The organism is Noviherbaspirillum sedimenti (assembly GCF_003590835.1).
Taxonomy (GTDB): Bacteria; Pseudomonadota; Gammaproteobacteria; order Burkholderiales; family Burkholderiaceae_D; genus Paucimonas; species Paucimonas sedimenti.
This window is the reverse complement of record NZ_QYUQ01000002.1, coordinates 2,470,614-2,489,290: the sequence shown is the minus strand read 5'-3', so window position 1 is coordinate 2,489,290 and position 18,677 is coordinate 2,470,614. Positions and strand designations below refer to the sequence as shown.

The following is an 18,677-nucleotide window of genomic DNA, read 5'->3' as shown; positions in this document are numbered from 1 at the left end:
CAAAAACTAAAACGGTGTAACGGTGAGATTTATCGGACCGGGTCCGGCAGGATCTGTGCCTGCGGGGCCTGGGCCGCGTTGATTTTTTGCTGGGCCGGCGTTTGCGCCGCTTCCTGCTCTGTGAGTATCCAGACGCGGTCGACGTTGCCCTGGAAATCCTCGGTATAGTTGACCATCAGGTTGTTGCCGGTAACCGACGCAGGCATCTGGATCAGGTTCTGCTCGTTGAAGATGCGCCCGCCTGCCGACATCCGGCGTGGCTGGCCATTCAAGGCGATTTCCGGGAAGGGGCCCATATTCAGCACCCCGCGCTTGGCGTTCGCCGGAAATGGCCGCTCCAGGGCGAAGGCCGACGTAGCAAGGAGTGCCAGCATGCAAACGGTCAGAAAGCGTTGAATCCTCATGTCGAACTCCGTTGCGATGGGAAAGCGGGGATGGGAACGGGATGCCTGGCAGATTTTTCGGTCGGGGGTAAAAACCCTAAAGAATCAACCGCTTGCGACTGCATAAAATGCCGCAAGATAGGGCAAAGTGTACCCGAAGTTTGCCCGAAGTTTGCCCGAAGTTTGCCCGAATTTTATCATTTATGGGCCTCGGCATTCACCAGAGTTCCTTTTTGTACTCGATATTTTCCTCGTCATACAGGTCGTAGATCAGGTTCAGCAAGGCCTTGATGTCTGGCGATTCATCCCGCATGCGCATGCTCATGATGATGGGAGAAACCAGGTTTTGTTCGTTCAATTCCATGTAGGTGACATCGCTGCGTCGGAGGTTGAGCATGCTGCTGGGCAGGATGCTCACGCCCTCGCCGGCGGCCACCAGGCCCAGGGCAATCTGCAATTCCCTCGCTTCCACGATCTTGTGCGGCGTGAGGGCGCGATCCTGGAAGGCTGCCAGCACCTGGTCGGCATAGCTGGGGCGCGGCGCCTTGGGATAAATGATCAGCGTTTCGGGCACCAGGTCCAGCAAGGTCAGGGTGGGCTTGGCGAGGGTGAGCGGATGTTCGGAGGGCAGTGCCGCCATCAGTCGTTCCTCGCGCAGCACGATGCGCCGCACGTTCGGATCTTCATGGCGGATGCGGCCGAAGCCGACATCAATCTTGCCTTCCTTGAGTGCCTTGATCTGCTCCATGGTGGTCATTTCGTGCAGGCTCAGTGCGACTTCACTGTATTCGGCGCGGAAGCGGCGGATGATTTTGGGCAGCATGCCGTACAGGGTCGAGGCCACGAAGCCGACTGACATCTTGCGCTCGATCTGCCCCACGCGCTGGGTCATTGCCTTCAGTTCGGCAGTCTGCGCCAGCAATTGCTGGGCGTGGGCAAGGCAGAACCGGCCCGCTTCGGTCAGCTTGAGCGGGCGCGAACCGCGTTCGAACAGGGTGACGCCCAACTCCTCTTCCAGTTGCTGGATTTGCCGGCTCAGGGGCGGCTGGGCAATGTGCAGGCGCTCGGCGGCGCGGGTGAAATTCCGCTCTTCCGCGACAGCGACAAAGTAGCGCAGATGGCGCAGTTCCATGTTCATACCTGTGTGGTATTGAGCAATACTAATTCAGTGTTGGACGTCGCGAAATGGCTGGATGTATCGTCCAGATCAAATCGAAATTGATCAATTTTATACCTTAATAATATCGCACGATCGGTTGAGATTGTTTCGGCACAGATGCCGGCCAACTAAATTTCCGCTAGGAGACATACATGATCGCTACCCATCCGGACAACAATCCGAAACTGAAGAGCCTGGACGACTATCTGGTCGAAAACAAGGAAACCGGCGACTACCGCGTACATCGCAGCGTATTCACCGACGAAGCCTTGTTTGAACTGGAAATGAAGCATGTTTTCGAGGGCAACTGGATTTATCTGGCCCACGAGAGCCAGATTCCAGACAATAACGACTATTACACGACGTATATCGGCCGCCAGCCCATCATCATCGCGCGCAACCGCCAGGGCGAACTGAATGCGATGATCAATTCCTGCAGCCATCGCGGCGCCATGCTGGCGCGTTATAAGAGTGGCAACAAGGCCACCTATACCTGCCCGTTCCATGGCTGGACTTTCAACAACAGCGGCAAGTTGCTGAAGGTCAAGGATCCGGAAGGTGCGGGCTATCCCGATTGCTTCAACAAGGAAGGCTCGCACGACCTGAAAAAGCTCGGCCGTTTTGAAAACTACCGTGGCTTCCTGTTCGGCAGCATCAACCCGGACGTGGCGCCGCTGGCCGAGTATCTGGGCGAAGCCGCCAAGATGATCGACATCATGGTGGAGCAGTCGGCCGAGGGCCTGGAAGTCTTGCGCGGTTCCTCCACCTATACCTTCGAGGGCAACTGGAAGCTGGGAGCGGAAAACGGCGCGGATGGCTATCACGTTTCGGCCGTGCACTGGAACTATGCCGCCACCACCAGCCACCGCAAGCAGGAAGCTGCGCGCGAAGACAATATCCGCGCGCTGGACGCCGGCCAATGGGGCAAGCTCGGCGGCGGATTCTACGCCTTCGAGCAGGGCCACATGGTGCTGTGGAGCCGTTTCGCCAATCCGGAAGATCGTCCCAACTACCTGCGTCGCGAAGAGCTGGTCGAGCGCTGCGGCGCCGAGAAGGCGCACTGGATGCTGCATAACTCGCGCAACCTGTGCCTGTATCCGAACGTGTATCTGATGGATCAATTCAGCACGCAAATCCGCGTCGTGCGTCCGCTGTCGGTCAACAAGACCGAAGTGACGATCTACTGCATTGCCCCCAAGGGCGAATCCGACGAAGCGCGTGCGCGCCGCATCCGCCAGTACGAGGACTTCTTCAATGCCAGCGGCATGGCCACACCGGACGACCTGGAAGAATTCCGCGCTTGCCAGCAAGGCTATGCCGGTAGCGCCCTGGAGTGGAACGACATGTGCCGCGGTTCCAAGCACTGGATCGATGGCCCTGATGACGAGGCAAAGAAGATCGGCTTGAACCCGGTCATGTCCGGCATCAAGAACGAGGACGAAGGTTTGTACACCGTGCAGCATCGCCACTGGCTGGAAGTCATGAAAAAAGCCTTGCGTGCAGAAGGAGAACAAAAATGAAGAGCATTGATATCGCCGCCATCAACAGCTTCCTGTACCGCGAAGCCCGCCTGCTGGATGACGAACAATGGGAGGCATGGCTGGAATGCTATCACCCGGAGGCCGTCTTCTGGATGCCGTCGTGGGATGACCGCGACAAGCTGACCACCGACCCGCAGCGCGAGATCTCGCTGATCTACTATCCGAACCGCCAGGGCCTGGAAGACCGCATATTCCGCATCAAGACCGAGCGCTCCAGCGCCACCATGCCGGATACCCGCACCAGCCACAACATCGCCAATATCGAGCTGGAAAATCGCGAAGGCGACGTCTGCACGGTGCGCTTCAACTGGAACACCCTGAGCCATCGCTACAAGACCAACTACAGCTACTTCGGCATGTCGCGTTACGTCATCGACTTTTCCGGCGACAGCCCGAAAATCCTGAACAAGTACGTGGTGCTGAAAAACGATTACATCAATCAGGTGATTGACATCTACCACATTTAAGCAGCAAGTTCGAGGAATTGGCAAATGAGCTACAACATTGCACTACAGTTTGAAGACGGCGTGACGCGTTTCATCAGCTGCGAAGCGAATGAAACCTTGTCCGACGCGGCATATCGCCAGAAGATCAACATCCCCCTGGACTGCCGCGACGGCGCTTGCGGCACTTGCCGCGGCCTGTGCGAGACAGGTTCCTACGACCTGCCGCCGTCGAGCTATATCGAGGATGCGCTGACCGAGGAAGAAGCCGCACAAGGTTACATCCTGGCATGCCAGACCCGGCCGAAGTCGGATTGCGTGATCAAGATCGCCGCCTCGTCGGAAGCCTGCAAGACCGGGGTATCGTCCTTCGAGGGCACGTTGGCTGCAGTCGAGCAGGTGTCGGAATCGACCATCGGCTTTTCGATCCAGCTCGATGACGCCGCAGCCTTGAGTTTCCTGCCTGGCCAGTATGTCAATGTCGGCATTCCCGGCACCGCACTGACCCGCTCGTACTCGTTCAGCTCGGCGCCGGGCGCGGCGCAGTCGTCGTTCGTGGTACGCAATGTGCCGAATGGCCGCATGAGCCACTTCCTGGCGTCCGACGCCAAGGCCGGGCAGAAGATCTCCTTCGCCGGCCCCTACGGCAGCTTCTACCTGCGCGACGTGCAGCGGCCGGTGTTGTTCCTGGCGGGCGGCACCGGCATTGCGCCCTTCCTGTCGATGCTCGACGTGCTGGCCGCTGCGGGCAGCGCCCAGCCGGTGCGCCTGGTGTTCGGCGTGACCAATGACTTCGACCTGGTGGCGCTGCAGCAGCTGGACGCCATCAAGGAAAAACTGCCGCAATTCGATTACCGCACCTGCGTGGCCGCCGCCGAAAGCGCGCATCCGCGCAAGGGTTATGTGACGCAGCACGTCGAGCCGGAATGGCTCAATGGCGGCGATGTCGACGTTTACCTGTGCGGGCCGGTGGCCATGGTGGAAGCCGTGCGCAACTGGCTGAAGGAAAGCGGCGTCACGCCGGCGTCCTTCCATTACGAAAAATTTTCTGCAAGCAGCGAGATCTGATCATCATGCGTACCTATACTCGTTTTACCGACAAGGTTGTCATCATCACCGGCGCCGCGCAAGGCATCGGCCGTGGCGTGGCGCTGGCTGCCGCCGAAGAGGGCGCACTGCTGGTGCTGGCCGACCGTTCCGAGCTGTTAGAGGAAGTGGCGGCGGAAATCAGCGCGCAAGGCGGCAAGGTGCTGACGGTGTATGCCGACCTGGAAACCTATGCCGGCGCGCAGAAGGTGGTGCAGAGCGCGCTTGATGCCCATGACCGCGTTGATGTGATGATCAATAATGTCGGCGGCACCATTTGGGCCAAGCCTTACCAGGAATACCAGGAAGCGGAGATCGAGGCGGAAGTGCGCCGCTCGCTGTTCCCCACGCTTTGGTCGTGCCGCGCTGTATTGCCGGGCATGGTGGAGCGCAAGGCGGGCGTGATCGTCAATATTTCGTCGATCGCCACGCGCGGCATCTATCGCATTCCCTACTCGGCCTCCAAGGGCGGCGTCAATGCCATGACCGTCAGCCTGGCGCTGGAACATGCGGCCGACGGCATCCGCGTCAATGCGGTAGCCACTGGTGGCACCGAAGCGCCGCCGCGCAAGGTGCCGCGCAATCCAGTCAAGTTGTCGCCACAGGAAGAAGTCTGGTATCAGGGTATTGTCGACCAGACCAAAGCATCCACCTTGATGGGCCGTTACGGCACCATCGACGAGCAGGTGCGCGCCATCCTGTTCCTGGCTTCCGACGAAGCTTCCTACATCACCGGCACCATTTTGCCGGTGGGCGGCGGCGACCAGGGCTGATCCCGGTCGTTTGCTCTGGGCGTGAAGCACACCTTTTAATTGATGAGGGGCTCACCCTCGCGGGTGACTGTCGCAAAGTGAAAAACGGGCCTTGTCGTGCCCGTTTTTCTTTTAAAAAATTAATGTCATGCCTTGATCATTCTCTGAGTCGCTGCGAATGCAGATGGCGTGAAATATAATTAGACACTGCCAACGCAATCCCGCTGGGTAGCCAGGTACATGCAGGGAGCGAACTGGTCGGGGACGCCGGACAAACCATGCAGAAGATCATGCAAAGCGTGCAACGCGTGACCGACCTGATGAGCGAGATCAGCGCTGCCACGGTCCAACAAAGCAGCGGGATTGATCTGATCAATCAAGCGGCAGCAGAAATAGAAGGAGTCACTCGCCAAAACGCCAGGCTCGTCAAGGAAACAGCTCTGGCTGCCAGCAGTCTCCAGCTGCAATCTCAGCAACTTGCCGAGTCGGTTGCCGTCTTCAAGGTGTCGGATGCGGGCGACATTCAGGCCGAAGCGCTTTTGCCCGAAAACGGGCGCAATGATGGCGCCATGGTCGTGCCGGGCGCCTACCTCACTTGCTAGCTGCAACCCGGACGAATCACGGCCTTGCGGGGCGAACTCTCGTTGTGATGTCGGAGCCTGCGACTCAATCGCTAAACGATTCCTTTTTGAGCGCGTATTCCTTTTCTGCGCTTTCTCAACAAGCGCCCGAATGCGCGGGGTATTGTGAAACATCCCAGAAAATGTTCATTTACCGTTATCGTTGAAAGGAGCCAGACCATGATCCGTAAAATTGTAGTCACGTCACTTCTTCTTGCTCCACTGCTTACCTTTGCCCAGGGGAATGGCCAAAATGGGAATGGGAATGGTCATGCTTATGGTCATAGGAATAGGCTGCATGCGCCCGAAATCGACGGCAGCAATGTCGTGCTTGCGGTTGCTCTTCTCGGCGGCATCCTTAGCCTGGCCCGTCGGCGCGACAAGCGTTCATCCAGGCCGGACACACTTTGATGTGAGAGGCGTCGGCATGCCCAACGCCATGTTCCCTGTCGCCGCATTTTCCGCTGGCTGCTTGTCCGGCGGCGCCGGCGGCTGATGCATAGGCCCATTGCCACCGATTCCACTTTGCGAGCAGACCATTCATTGCCGCCACAGGCGGGCGCAATTGCGCATCCCAGCAAGGCCATGCCATGGCGTTTTGCGGCCGAGCGCCGCATCATTCTGCTGCTGGTCTATATTGCGGCCCAGGCGGCCGTCCTCAAGCTGACGATACATCCCAGGACTGACGGTGGGTTTCTCTCGATACCGGGGGGATTGTTCCAGCCCTTGCTGTATTTCGGGCTTGGCGTGTTCCTTTTTCTGTCGACCCGGTTCAGGCCGCTCTGGGATGCGCTGCTGGAAGACGCAGGAAGCTATCGCTGGCAACGACTGCTGATACCGCAGGCCGCCGGTTATGTGCTGCTGTTCTTTTCGGCAAGCAGGCTGCTGCCGACCGCATTCACTGCGATGCCCGCCGCTGGCGGACCGGCCTCAGGCTGGTGGATCGCCTTGCTGGCTGCCAGCATCGTCCTGACTTCCGCATTGTCGCTGGGACTGATCGCCCCGAAAAATTACTGGATCAGGTTCGTTCGGAAGCAAAAGGCGATATTCCTGCTTGCCTGCATTTTCCCGCTCAGCCATTTCCTTGTCTATTCGCTGGCCCTGCGTTCGGAAGACTGGCTCAGCGGGCCGACCATTGCCGTGGTCAGGTTCTTACTCGAACTGGTTTACAACAATATCCACGCCGATTTTCAGACCAAGATCATCGGGACACCGCAATTCGACGTCATCATCGATCACCTGTGTTCAGGCTATGAAGGCATAGGAATGATCACCGTCTTCCTCATCTGGTATCTGCACAGTTTCAGCAAGGACTTTCGCTTCCCCGCCGCGCTTCTGCTCTTTCCCGTTGCCGCGCTGACGATCTGGTTGTCGAATTGCCTGCGCATTGCCCTGCTGATCGCCATAGGCTCGTCGTTTTCGTCGGACGTGGCGAAGGAAGGGTTTCACGTCAACGCAGGCTGGATATTCTTCATCGCCGTGGTGCTGGGCATGGTGGGCCTGGCGCGCCGCAGCAGCTTCTTCAGCCGCCATGTCAGCGCGCGCGAGGTCGTGGTCGACGCTGGGAATGCGCTTGCCATTCCGTTTCTCGTGATGCTGGCCGCCACGCTGCTCGCCTCTGCGTTCTCTTCCGATTTTCAATGGCTGCACCCGCTCAGGACCATCGCCACTGCCGGCGCTATCGTCCTGCTGTGGAAGCACTTTGATCTCGACGCTGGCGCACCCCGGCTTTTTCCGGTGCTTGCCGGTGTGCTTGTTTTCCTGCTCTGGATTGCGCTGGTGCCGCCTTCGATTGAAGCGGATCGGGCATTCAGCGGCAGTCTGTTCGGCGTGTCCGTGCTTTGGTCGACGGCGTGGATAGTGCTGCGCATGGCAGGTACTGTGGTGGTGGTTCCGATTGCCGAGGAGCTGGCATTCCGCGGCTATGTTCCAGGGTTTTTTTCCGGCGGAGATGCGGCTGGACAGGCGGGCGGCCCGATCCGGTGGGCGCCCTTCATCTTGTCCTCGCTGCTGTTCGGCGCGCTACACAGTTTCTTCGTGGCCGGCGTAATTGCCGGCGCTGTCTACTATCTGGTGCGCCAGCGTACAGGCAGGTTGTGGGACTGCATCGTCGCGCACATGACGACCAATCTGCTGCTGTCTGTCCATGTGCTTGTTAGCGGACACTGGTCGTACTGGTAAGTCCACAGCGCCTGCGCGCCTATCGGGCCCGGGCAGCCGCTATAGCGCTGTGACGCAGTTTGACGATTCGATCAAGAAGAACTTGGTCGTTGTTCGCCATGGAGGGAGGGGGCTTTCAAAGGCAATCTGGTCGATGAGGGTGGCGCGGTACGCGCGCTTGCCTTGACGTCAGCCAAAAAAGTATGCGCGGATGAACAGTTCCTTTGGTCCGACGCGCAAAAAATCCGTGCGCAAAAAAAAGCCGACCTGCATGGGATAGGTGGAGTGGAACAGTCTGCGGAAACCCGCATGGATAAAGGATTTTCTTTTTTTGAAATTCTGAAATACCGTCACTGATACCGTCAAAAAAAATTCTGCAGCCTGTCTCGTGGGGGGCGTTACGTTGTCAGCACTGTATTAGAGAAAATTAAAGTCGTCTGGGAGCACTCCGAAGACGTTCCGAAAATTTCGGTCGCCCCATGCCTTAACCTCATCGGCTGTGCCAGCCAGGGGAGGCAACCGTAAGCCCTCAGTTGAGCACGTATTGCAGGGGTTTCTACTGCTGTTTTTAGTGGCGGACGGTTGACCGTGTGCCGACTGGTCTCCCGAGCTTATGAGTACTGGCGCGGGTTGTTGCGGGTATTTGCGAAATGCCAGACGGTTTCTGGCAAATTCGTTGCCTCATTCCGAAGGCTCACCGGTGCCGATCCTGTATCCCATCGCCCGGTAGCCTCGCTGCCGCTTGTCCCACATCCGTAGCAGCGCCGGGTGGCCGGTGTCCACGCAATCGATGATCCGCACGTTCGTCTTGCTGGCGTGTTCGCGATGCAGGCGGCCAGCGTACTGCTGCAACGTGCCCTTCCAGGAAATGGGCATAGCCAGCACCAGCGTATCGAGGGGCGGGTGATCGAAGCCTTCCCCAACAAGTTTACCAGTAGCCAACAAGATGCGTGGCGCGTCGGGCGGCAATGCATCCAGATCGGCAATGAGGGCTGCGCGTTGTTTCTTTGACATTCTGCCGTGCAGCACGAACAGTGCTGAAGCCACACCGTCGAGGGCAGCCCTGATTGCGTCGAGATGTTCGGTGCGCTCAGTCAGTACTAATACCTTTCGACCCTGCGCGTACGCACCCTTGACTTCGGCACCGATGGCGTCGGTCCGGGCCTGGTCGTTGGCAAGATGCCGAAATACGTCCTGGATGCCGGCCTCGGTCGGCAGGTCGATCCGAGTGAAGCGTGATCGTGGGAGCACCTCCAGGTCATGGGGCGCACCCGCCGGTTTGGCCGCCGTGTAACGAATTGGCCCGCACTGCATGAAGATGATCGGCTGCTGACCATCGCGGCGAATCGGTGTCGCCGTCAGGCCCAGCACGTACTTGGCCTTGGTCCGCTTCAGGATAGCGTCGAAGGACACGGCGCCCACGTGGTGGCACTCGTCCACGATCACCTGACCGTAGTTTTCGACCAGGGAATTGACCTCGCCTTGCCGGGATACGGACTGCATCACAGCAACATCGATCTTCCCGGTGGGTTTGGCCTTGCCGCCGCCGATGGTGCCGACCACACCTTTGCCGACACCCAGAAAAGTCTGCAGGCGCTCCTGCCATTGCTTGAGCAGTTCAGTGCGATGTACCAGCACCAGGGTGTTGACGCCCCGGCGCGCGATCATCGCGGCGGCGGTGACAGTTTTGCCGAAGGCGGTCGGAGCGCACAGTACACCGGCGTCGTGGTGCAGCATTCCAGCGACTGCGGCCTCCTGGTCCAGTCGTAAAGTGCCGACGAAGGACATCTCAATTGGCTCACCGCCAAAGCGCTCGTCGCGCAGATCGCAGGCGATGCCGTTGTCCCGCAGCAGGTCCAGCGCCGCATCGAGGCAGCCGCGTGGCAAGGCGATGTGCTGCGGATAGTTCTCCGCGTTGCCGATGACGCGCGGCTTGTCCCACACCGACATCCTCATCGCCTGGGCCTTGTAGAACTCGGGGTTCTGGAAGGCGGCCAGACGGATCAGCCGGTTGGCCAGTGCCTGCGGCAGTTGGGCTTTCTCGAAATAGATCAGGTTGGCCAGCGTCACGCTCAGCTTCTTGGTCGACGTGCTCTCCCGCTTCCAGGGCGTGGCCAAGTTCTCATCGTCAATGAAGGTGACGTCCAGCGGGTGGACGCCGCCCGTGGCTCGCAGGATGGTCGGCTCGATGTCGTGTGCGGCCATCGGCTGGAGGGAAGCCAGAAACACCCATTGATCCGGGTGCGGGCGCAGTTCGGTATCGACGAATACGCTGCAGCCGCTTTCGCGGGGCCACTTCTGCAGCGGCAATGCGATCAGGTTGCCGAAGCCGCCTTTGGGCATCGTGTCCTGGTTCGGGAACAGCCGGTCATAGGACTCCAGCTTCAGTTGCCGGGTGCGCGAGCAGGTATGGCTGATGATGGCCGTGCCCAAGCGCCGGGCATCGCGTGCTGAAACGCGGCTGGTGAAGAACACCCATGCGTGCGCGCCTCGACCAGACCGAGAGATCTCCAGCGCAGCCGGCACCCCCAGCTCTTGGCAGGACTGCATGAAGGCACGGGCATCGTCGCGCCAATCGGCCTCGTCGAAGTCGACGGCCAGGAAGTAGCAGCTGTCGTCCTCCAGCAGCGGATAGACGCCGACCGTGTGCTCGCTGGCAAGATGGTCATAGATCACCGCATCGGACAGCGGGATCAACAGGCGATTACTGCAGTCGCCACATTTGATGCGTGGCTTCTCACATACCCCGGCGCGCCACTCGTTGGCGCAGGCCGGGGCGTAGCCTGACTTGCCGGTGGTATTGCCCTCCCAACGGACCGGATAGACATCTGTGCGCCCACGAAACAGACGGCGGAACAGCGCCACCTTCTCAGCAGTGGAAAGCTGGGAGAGTCCAGGCTCTCGCGCCACCTGAACGGTCGGCTGTGGCGGCCGCCACTCGATGCCGTGGGCGTCGAGCAGCGCGATCAGGCGGGCGTTTTCGGCCTGAAGGGTTGCAACGGCAGACTGGTCAGTCATCGACCCCATGCTCAGCAAGCAATTCATCCATGTCGTCGCCGACGCCGTAACCGAAGTTGTGGCAGATGCGTCGCACTTCGTCCAGGCGTTTCAAAAGGGCCGGTCGTGCCGCGTCGGGCAAGGCGGCAATGGCCTTCAAGGCCTGCTCGAACATCCGTACCAGTGCATCAAAGTAGCCTTCGTCCTGCAGGCCAATATCGCTGCTGAAACCAGCGGCCCGCTCGCAGTAGAAAACCATCAGTTCCGCCAGCCCATCGGGTTGCCCAACGGCTTTCTTGTAGTCCGCAATCGCCTTCTTGGCCTTGGCGACCGAGGTGTCCTGTTTCTTGAACACATCCGGCCATAGCCAGCGGTCGATGGTGGCCTTGTACAGCTTCAGCACGTCGCCGCCGAGCGCGAAGCGGGCGTGCAGGAAAGCCTGGTTGTCCTTGCTGGTCGCGTACAGGTCTTGCACCAGTCCGATCAGGCCTGCGCGGTCGAAGTCGGCCAGTTTGGTCTTGACATCACTCCAACTGGGCGTGTTCTTCTTCGTGGCCATTCGCCCTATTCCTCGTCGATGCCCTGCTGGCCGCCGGACTCGATTCGTTTGATCACCCGGTCAAAGTCGCTCTCGAAGAGTCGGTCTTGCACGATGCGGTACTTCTCGAATTCACTTTCGGCATGCGACCGCGCCATCTCGGCCGAGACCCTGCCAGCATCCCGCAGAATGTCGCGCTCGGTGAACTCCAGGAATGCATCCAGCCGCTTGGCCCAGTCTTCCATCGTCATCGGGATCTTGCGATTGGCACGATCCTCGGCCAAGTCGAGGTACGAACTGACGATGCGCCCCAGCGATTCCAGCTCCTGCTGGCTGAGGTAGTTCTTGGCGACGACCACATCGGTCCTGAGGATCTTGCCTTCAGGGGCGCGCTCCCACGACGTAAGCCCCATTTGCGGTTTGGTGCTATCGGCACGCTGCACGATCAGTTCGGCTGCCGTATGCCCATGGATCGCGAAATGCAGTTTGTTCTGCACCTTGGCGAAAAAGGCCTTGGTGGTCGGCGCTTCGCGGTTGTAATCCACCGCCGTGGCGTAGATGTCCGTCACCTTCTGATAGAACTTGCGCTCCGACAGCCGGATCTCGCGGATCTCGGCCAGCAGGCGCTCAAAATAGTCCTCACCAAGGAAAGCGCCGTTCTCCAGCCGCTTCTTGTCCAGCACAAAGCCCTTGATGGCAAACTCGCGCAGCACGCCGGTGGCCCACTGGCGGAACTGGGTGGCCCGCACGGAATTGACCCGGTAGCCCACCGAGATAATGGCGTCGAGGTTGTAGAAATCAACATTGCGGGTTACCTCCCGGCGGCCCTCGGTTTGAACTGTCCGGAATTTCCGGAGAGTTGCCTCCCGCGCCAGCTCTCCGGATTCGTAGATGTTTTTCAAGTGTTCGCTGACCGTGCGCACATCCACTGCGAACAGTTCGGCCATCAGCTTCTGCGTCAGCCAGACGGTTTCATCCTCATAGCGCGCCTCGATGCTTTGCTCGCCAGCCTGGCCGGTGAAGATCAGGAACTCGGCGGTGCTGTTGCGGATGAGTTTTTTGTCGTGCCCGGTCATGCTTGCTCCTTCATGCCACCGTTACTTGGCCGTTCATCAGCAATGGCAGCAGCCAGTCGCGGAGTTGGGTGAGTTCGCGATTCTCACGTACATGCCTTTCTATTTTCGTGATTGCTAGATTGAACAATTGCTGGTAACTGAGGAGCGTCTGCGTTGCGTAATTCGGAAGCGCAACACCGTACTGTTTAAGCACCGACCAATCGGCACGCGGCATTTTGGAGCCGGTGCTGGAAGCTGTGGCAGCTTCAACAAATCTATCGGAAAAGACTGTTTGCAAAGCCAGTCCGACAAGCGATGCGTTTCTTGCGCGCATCACAATAGCGTCAGTGGATGCGATTCCGTCCATCATCGCGAACCCCACTTTGTGGAAATACGGCCTAATCTTTCCAAATAGGATATCTCCGGCGCAGAAGGCGGTCTTGTTGCTTGTGGCTTTTTCGGCCAATGCCCAATTTTCCAAAACAATGGATTTACGTGCGATGTGCTCCAGCCCGATGTAAGGCGTATTGCCGTCCAGATCCATCGGGGTAACATTATCCCTGACTTCATCGACGATCTCATCGAGTTGGACCGCATCCCACCCAATCGGAATCTCCCGTTTTAGCATAGCGTTGTAGACCATCTTGCCGCCGGAGGATTTGTAGGGTTTGCCGTTGGCGTCGGGGAAGTCGAACTGCACGAACCAGTAGTCGTACAGCGTTTTCGCCATCGCTTCAAGTTCAGCGTTGATGCAGTTGTTGCAGTCGATCTTGGCGTCGAGAGTTGAGAGAACGTTGGCGATTTTTTTTTGCGCTGCCGGTAAGGGAACGGATATTTTTATTGGATAGACGTAATTCCTATTCAGGGATGGCTGTGCACTACCTGAATTCAGCTTACTGAAGTCGAGATTCTTCAGAAAATAATAAGCGAAGTACGGGTCGTTTCCTTTGAAATCGGTAACGAACATCGCGGTGTTGTGTGGCCAAAAATCTTCATTTGCGAAGTGAATTTGGCCAAACGAGCCGCCGCATCGACCCATAATAATTCCTGGAGCGGGAGCCAACGCTCTGTTGTGAAAGCCATTCTGACCCGCTGCTCCCATTACGGGCACGTTACCAGGTTCGCGCTCGTCTTCAGTTAGGTCATATCCTCTCTGAAGCGATATAAACCTGCCAACCGTCGTTTGCTCCCACTCACTCATACCGTAACCCCGACAACTGCTTCTTGATCTCTTTTTCCAGCCCTGCCGATTCCTTGAACAGCGCATCCAGGTTGTCCGTAAACCCCTTCATCTTCGCGGCAAATTGCGCCGGCGTCAGATCGCTGTATTCAATCTTCACTTCGAAATACTGCCCGGCGCTCAAGGAATAATTCTTGGCGGCGATCTGGTCGTAGCTCACCACCACCGAAAAATCCTCCACTGCCTGCCTGGCGTTGAAGGTGGCGATGATGTGGTCTTCTTCTTCCGTCGAAAGCAGGGTCTTCTGATTCTTGCCATCCTTGACCTTGGCGCCGAGATTGGAAGCGTCGATCAGCACCACGTCGGCCTTGTTGGCGGCGTCGATAAACAGAATGGAGACGTTGGTGCCGGTGGTGGCGAAGATGTTGCTGGGCATGGAGACCATGCCGGCCAGCATCTTGTTATCCACCAGATGCTGACGGATGCCCTTGTCGATGCCGCTTTGCGCGGTGATGAAGCCGGTGGGCACCACCACCGCCGCCTTGCCGCCGGGCTTCAGCGAATAAATGATGTGCTGTAAAAAGAGCTGATAGATGGCCATTTTGTCGACGGCCTGCTTGGGAATGTTCGGCACCCCGGCGAAGAAGCGCTCCTGATGCTCCTTGGTATCCAGTTCATTCCTGAAATCGGAGAAATCCATCTTGAACGGTGGATTGCTGACGATGTAATCGAATTTCTTGAGCGCCTTGTCATCCCGATGGTAGGGGTGGAGCATGGTGTTGCCCTGGATGATGTTGGGGATGGAGTGCACCAGGTTGTTCAGGATCAGGTTCAGGCGCAACAGGCTGGAAGATTTTTGCGAAATGTCCTGCGAATAGATGCTGCAGCGCTGCTCGCCGATGGCGTGGGCGATGTTCATCAGCAGCGTGCCGGAACCGGCCGATGGGTCGTAACAGCTTACATTCTTGATCTTGCCGCGTACCGGTTCCGGCACGAGGATGGCAGCCATGATCTTGGCAACGGCGTGCGGGGTATAGTACTCGGCGTATTTGCCGCCGCTGTCCTTGTTGTAATCCTTGATCAGGTATTCAAACAGTGCGGCGTAGAAATCGTACTTTTCGTTAAAGATGCGCTCGAAGCTGAAGTCGCCCAGCTTGTTGATGATGGCGCGGCAAAAGGCGTCGCGCCTGGAGGGATCGGCGATGAATTCGCTGACCCGATCGAACAGGGTGATCTTGGCGCCGCCATCGGTCTTGACCGCGAAAATGTCGTTGTTGCTGATGGCGATGTCGCGCAGGGTGTCGTCAAACAGCTTGGCGAATTCCGGTGCGGTCTGACGGTTCCACAGGTGAGCAATGAAGTGCTCGGGTTTCAGCCGGGCGGTGTCTGGCCCCATCCGGCGATGCAGTTTGCCAAGTTCGTCATCGCTCAGGCTGGCGATGACCTGCTCCCACTTGTCGGCCTTCGCCAGGGTTGGCCGGATCTTTTTGGCTTCGAAGGCGAATTTGTCATTGAGAAATTTATAGAGAAAGACCTGGGTGATGATCTTGAATTCATTGCCATCGTTGCCCAAGCCATAGGCGGCACAAATACCCTTGAGGCTGTCGATCAGCTCGCGGGTGCGTTGTTCAAATTCCTGTGTTACCAACTGCGTACTCCAGTTCTACTGCCAGAGGCAAATTCATTAATATATTCGGTCACAACCAGATGGTTGATGGTGTCAGCGGCGTCAAGATTAAGGGGGATCTTTTGACGGGTCTCGAATTCGCCCAACACGATGGGCATCATCATTCGCTCGAAGTAGCCTTCATTATCCAATAGCTGCATGTTTTGCAGCACCTGTTCATCGGCCTGCTGTTTGACGCCAGAAAGGGCCTCGAAGAGGCGGCGCTCGGTTTGCGTCATCGTGCCGCGCTCTTGCAGCCGCTTGTGGATGCGGGTGTATTTGACATCACCCCGGTATTTGGCGCGGAGCTGGTGGTTCTGGCGGTTCAGCTCTTTCACTTTTTCGTGAATGGCATTGAGCGCGCCGATATTGGCGGTCATCTCGATCTGGCTGACTTCGTTGAGTTTCTTTTTCTTGAACAATCGCTCCAGCTCTTCCTTGAGGGTGATGAACTTCGGGTCTTGCTGGTCGAAATTGTCAGCCAAGGCTTCGCGGGTTTGGCGCAGCGTGTTCTTGAGCTTGTCGGCCAGCACCAGCTCTTCTTCCTTGACCTTGGTGAACATGAACAGCACATCTTCCAGTGCGACATTGAGCAGGTTGCTGGTGTCGGTGCTGGATTCGATGCTTTCCTTGAGGTTGAGCAGATCGAGGTGGTTGCAGGTTTCGCGGTAAAGCTGGTTGAGCTTCTGGAAATCTAGCTGCTGAAGCAGCGCGTAGTCGCCCTGCAGACGGATCAGATTGTAGAGGTTGCGGGCATCGGCCAGCGCTTTCTTGAGGGCCAGCACCGTGGCGCGGTCCTGAATCTGGCTGATCTGCTGGGAGAATATCTCGGCGTTTTCGATGTTAAAGCTGAACAAGATGTCCTTGATCGCTTCGATTTCCTGCGCAATCTCTTCTGCGGATTTGAAGAGCTTGGAGTAATGCTCGATTTCGTCGCCCAGCTCGGTTTGCAGCTCGTCGAAATAGGCCTTGTTGGTGGCATCGAACTCTTTGCGGATGTCGGCGAAATCGACGACATAACCGTAGCGGAAGTCCTTGTAGGTGCGGTTGACGCGGGTGAGTGCCTGCAGCAGGTTGTGCGAACGGATCACCCGGCCAAGGTAAAGCTTTTTCAGGCGCCTGGCGTCGAAGCCGGTGAGCAGCATGTTGTAGACGAACAGCAGGTCGATCTTGCCGGCCTTGAAGTCCTCCACCCATTGCTTGCGCTCATCCTTGCTGCCGACATCGTGCAGGATCAGCGCCGCGCTCCTGGCGCGGTTTTCCAGCAGGGTGCGTGCGGCGTAGCTTTCGGGCTGCGCAGCGGCGATCAACGCCTGCGCCGAGTCCTGCACGGTGTACGCGGGCGAGGGCTGGGCAGCATAGACTGTTTTGAAAATCTCGAACATCTGCCGGGCCTGCTCGGCGCTATCGCAGATGGCCATGCCGCCAATGCTGGCGTCGCCTAGCGCGCTGCGACTTTTTTCGAAGTCACGCACAATGTAATCGAGCATGGGCTCGACAAATTTCGGATGTGCGTAAATGAGCTTGCGGTCGATGTCGCCCTGCTGCAACTCCACGGCGGCGAGCGCTTCTTGCAAGGTGAGCTTGTAATTTGTGGCAATCTCTTCGCGGATCAGGCGCAGCGTGTAGCCGTCGGCGATGGAGGCGTTGTAGTAATATTTGTGAATGTAGTCGCCAAACAGCGCGCGGGAGTTGTAGTCGTCGCCCAGTAGCGGGGTGCCGGTGAGGCCGATCTTGATGGCGTTGCGGTCGGACTGGCTGAGGTTGGCCAGAAAACTGCCCTGCGGGTTGTAGCTGCGATGCACCTCGTCGAGAAAGTAGACGCGCTGGATGCTGACGTCATAATCCTCGGCGCGCACCACGTCAGGGTCATCCTGAAACTTCTGGATGTTGATCACGGTGATTTCGGGCTTGCCGCTGTGGTTGTGCAGCACCTGCGTGGTCTTGATGTCGCGGGCAAAGGCTTCGCGACTGTCGATGGTGTGCACTACCAGCCCGCGACCGGCGAACTCACGCTGCGCCTGAATGAGCAGGTCAAGCCGGTCAACGATGAAGTAGAACTTCGGAATAATGCCCTGGCGTTGAAAGTAGTCCGTCAGAAAACGGGTGTTGTAGTAGGCCAGCGCGGTTTTGCCGCTGCCCTGGGTGTGCCAGATGATGCCTTTGCGTACGCCAGCATCAAGCTTGCGCTCGATTGCCTTGGTGGCGAAGAGCTGCGGGTAGCGCATGACGTGCTTTTGCAGGCCATCGGTTTCATTTACATAAACCAGCGCAAAACGCAGCAGGAAGGCCAGACGCTCAGGGCTGAACAGCGAGGTGCAGATGCGGTTGGTCGGCGTATCGGGTGATTTGTTGCTGAGAAATTCCGGACTGTGCTTGATGACGTTGAGGTTGTTGTCGCGCAGTACTTCGTTTTCAAGCGTGTCATCTTCATCAGCCAGAAGCTGGGTGATGTCCAGTGTTTCTTCTTCGCGGAAATAGTTGAAGACTGGCGAGTCATAAGACGGGCTGGCATAAAACGCGCCTTCGATGGGCTGCGGCGAGCCATCGTCGTACTCCATGTTGTTGGAGAAGACCATCAACTGGGTGATGTTGATGAAGCGGCGGAAGCGCGGGTTGCGGCTGCGAGTGATGATGCGGTTGCGCTCGGCCAGCACGCCTTCGCGGTTGTTGGGCTTTTTGACCTCGATGAAAGCCAGCGGCATGCCGTTGATGAGCAGCGTGATATCGGGCCGGAACTCGTCGTCGCCGTTCTTGCAAGTCAGCTCGGTAACAGCGTGGAAGCTGTTGTTGTCGAAGTTCTCGAAGTCGATCAGCCGGATGCCCGAGCGTTCCAAAAGCTTTTCGTAGAAGGCCTTGCCGAGATCTTCGTTATCCAGCAGAAGTTTGACGTCAGCCAATAGTCGGCCGATGTCGTCGCTTTCCATGCCGGGGTTGATCCGGGCGATGGCTTTACGGAAGATCTCAGGGAAGATGTTGGTTTCTTCATCCCAAGTGGCGTCTTTCAGGGAAAGATAGCGGTAGCCAAGCCGCACCAAATGCAGGATGCAGGGGATCTTGACGCGTGAGTCTTCACTGAAAACCATCAGGTTTGCTC

At 58.0% G+C, this 18,677-nt stretch carries 16 protein-coding genes; 8 read left to right on the top strand and 8 right to left on the bottom strand.

The genetic code is table 11. From position 1 onward, the window contains the following. Window positions 1–29: 29 nt before the first annotated feature. Complete coding sequence (locus D3878_RS11545) at window positions 30–404, bottom strand: hypothetical protein (protein ID WP_119785592.1); 375 nt, start codon at window positions 402–404, stop codon at window positions 30–32. A gap of 196 nt (window positions 405–600) precedes the next feature. Then, entirely contained in the window at window positions 601–1,515 is a 915-nt protein-coding gene (locus D3878_RS11540; RefSeq protein WP_119787847.1) for a LysR family transcriptional regulator, read from the bottom strand. A 179-nt stretch (window positions 1,516–1,694) separates the two neighbouring features. Here D3878_RS11540 and benA point away from each other — a divergent pair, with 179 nt between their 5' ends. The 8 genes from benA (at window position 1,695) to D3878_RS23790 (ending at window position 8,501) form a co-directional block, all read left to right on the top strand. Beyond that, on the top strand, window positions 1,695–3,062 hold the full coding sequence (gene benA / locus D3878_RS11535) for a benzoate 1,2-dioxygenase large subunit (RefSeq protein WP_119785591.1): 1,368 nt from the start codon (window positions 1,695–1,697) through the stop codon (window positions 3,060–3,062). Beyond that, on the top strand, window positions 3,059–3,550 hold the full coding sequence (gene benB / locus D3878_RS11530) for a benzoate 1,2-dioxygenase small subunit (protein WP_119785590.1): 492 nt from the start codon (window positions 3,059–3,061) through the stop codon (window positions 3,548–3,550). Before benA ends, benB begins: the two co-directional genes overlap by 4 nt. Window positions 3,551–3,574: 24 nt before the next feature. After that, the gene (gene benC, locus D3878_RS11525; protein ID WP_119785589.1) at window positions 3,575–4,594 is read left to right on the top strand and encodes a benzoate 1,2-dioxygenase electron transfer component BenC; all 1,020 of its coding nucleotides are present in this window, start codon (window positions 3,575–3,577) and stop codon (window positions 4,592–4,594) included. Window positions 4,595–4,599: 5 nt separating this feature from the next. Further along, window positions 4,600–5,385, top strand: coding sequence for a 1,6-dihydroxycyclohexa-2,4-diene-1-carboxylate dehydrogenase (locus tag D3878_RS11520; protein ID WP_119785588.1), 786 nt, complete (start codon window positions 4,600–4,602; stop codon window positions 5,383–5,385). Window positions 5,386–5,582: 197 nt separating this feature from the next. Next, a complete protein-coding gene (locus D3878_RS11515; protein ID WP_119785587.1) occupies window positions 5,583–5,966 on the top strand; it encodes a methyl-accepting chemotaxis protein in 384 nt (127 codons plus the stop codon). Between the two features lie 198 nt (window positions 5,967–6,164). Then, a complete protein-coding gene (locus tag D3878_RS11510; protein WP_147383937.1) occupies window positions 6,165–6,395 on the top strand; it encodes a hypothetical protein in 231 nt (76 codons plus the stop codon). A 174-nt stretch (window positions 6,396–6,569) separates the two neighbouring features. Next, window positions 6,570–8,165 (top strand): exosortase E/protease, VPEID-CTERM system, encoded by a 1,596-nt coding sequence (gene xrtE / locus D3878_RS11505; protein ID WP_158592248.1) that lies wholly within the window; start codon window positions 6,570–6,572, stop codon window positions 8,163–8,165. A 162-nt stretch (window positions 8,166–8,327) separates the two neighbouring features. Next, window positions 8,328–8,501 (top strand): hypothetical protein, encoded by a 174-nt coding sequence (locus D3878_RS23790; protein WP_158592247.1) that lies wholly within the window; start codon window positions 8,328–8,330, stop codon window positions 8,499–8,501. 324 nt (window positions 8,502–8,825) lie between these two features. Here the strand turns inward: D3878_RS23790 and D3878_RS11500 are convergent, their stop codons facing one another. Genes D3878_RS11500 through D3878_RS11475 form a run of 6 tightly spaced genes read right to left on the bottom strand, consistent with a single transcriptional unit; the run spans window position 8,826 to window position 18,666 of the window. After that, window positions 8,826–11,162, bottom strand: coding sequence for a TOTE conflict system archaeo-eukaryotic primase domain-containing protein (locus D3878_RS11500; protein ID WP_119785584.1), 2,337 nt, complete (start codon window positions 11,160–11,162; stop codon window positions 8,826–8,828). Continuing rightward, the gene (locus D3878_RS11495; RefSeq protein WP_119785583.1) at window positions 11,155–11,700 is read right to left on the bottom strand and encodes a hypothetical protein; all 546 of its coding nucleotides are present in this window, start codon (window positions 11,698–11,700) and stop codon (window positions 11,155–11,157) included. Before D3878_RS11495 ends, D3878_RS11500 begins: the two co-directional genes overlap by 8 nt. A 5-nt stretch (window positions 11,701–11,705) precedes the next feature. After that, window positions 11,706–12,755, bottom strand: a complete 1,050-nt coding sequence (locus D3878_RS11490; RefSeq protein WP_119785582.1) for a virulence RhuM family protein — start codon at window positions 12,753–12,755, stop codon at window positions 11,706–11,708. A 10-nt stretch (window positions 12,756–12,765) separates the two neighbouring features. Continuing rightward, window positions 12,766–13,935, bottom strand: a complete 1,170-nt coding sequence (locus tag D3878_RS11485) for a restriction endonuclease subunit S (protein WP_158592246.1) — start codon at window positions 13,933–13,935, stop codon at window positions 12,766–12,768. Then, window positions 13,928–15,562 carry an HsdM family class I SAM-dependent methyltransferase gene (locus D3878_RS11480; RefSeq protein ID WP_119785580.1) on the bottom strand — a complete coding sequence of 545 codons (1,635 nt, stop codon included), beginning with the start codon at window positions 15,560–15,562 and terminating at the stop codon, window positions 13,928–13,930. The genes D3878_RS11485 and D3878_RS11480 overlap by 8 nt, the downstream gene beginning before the upstream one ends. Beyond that, window positions 15,556–18,666, bottom strand: coding sequence for a type I restriction endonuclease subunit R (locus D3878_RS11475; protein WP_119785579.1), 3,111 nt, complete (start codon window positions 18,664–18,666; stop codon window positions 15,556–15,558). The genes D3878_RS11480 and D3878_RS11475 overlap by 7 nt, the downstream gene beginning before the upstream one ends. Window positions 18,667–18,677: the final 11 nt, after the last annotated feature.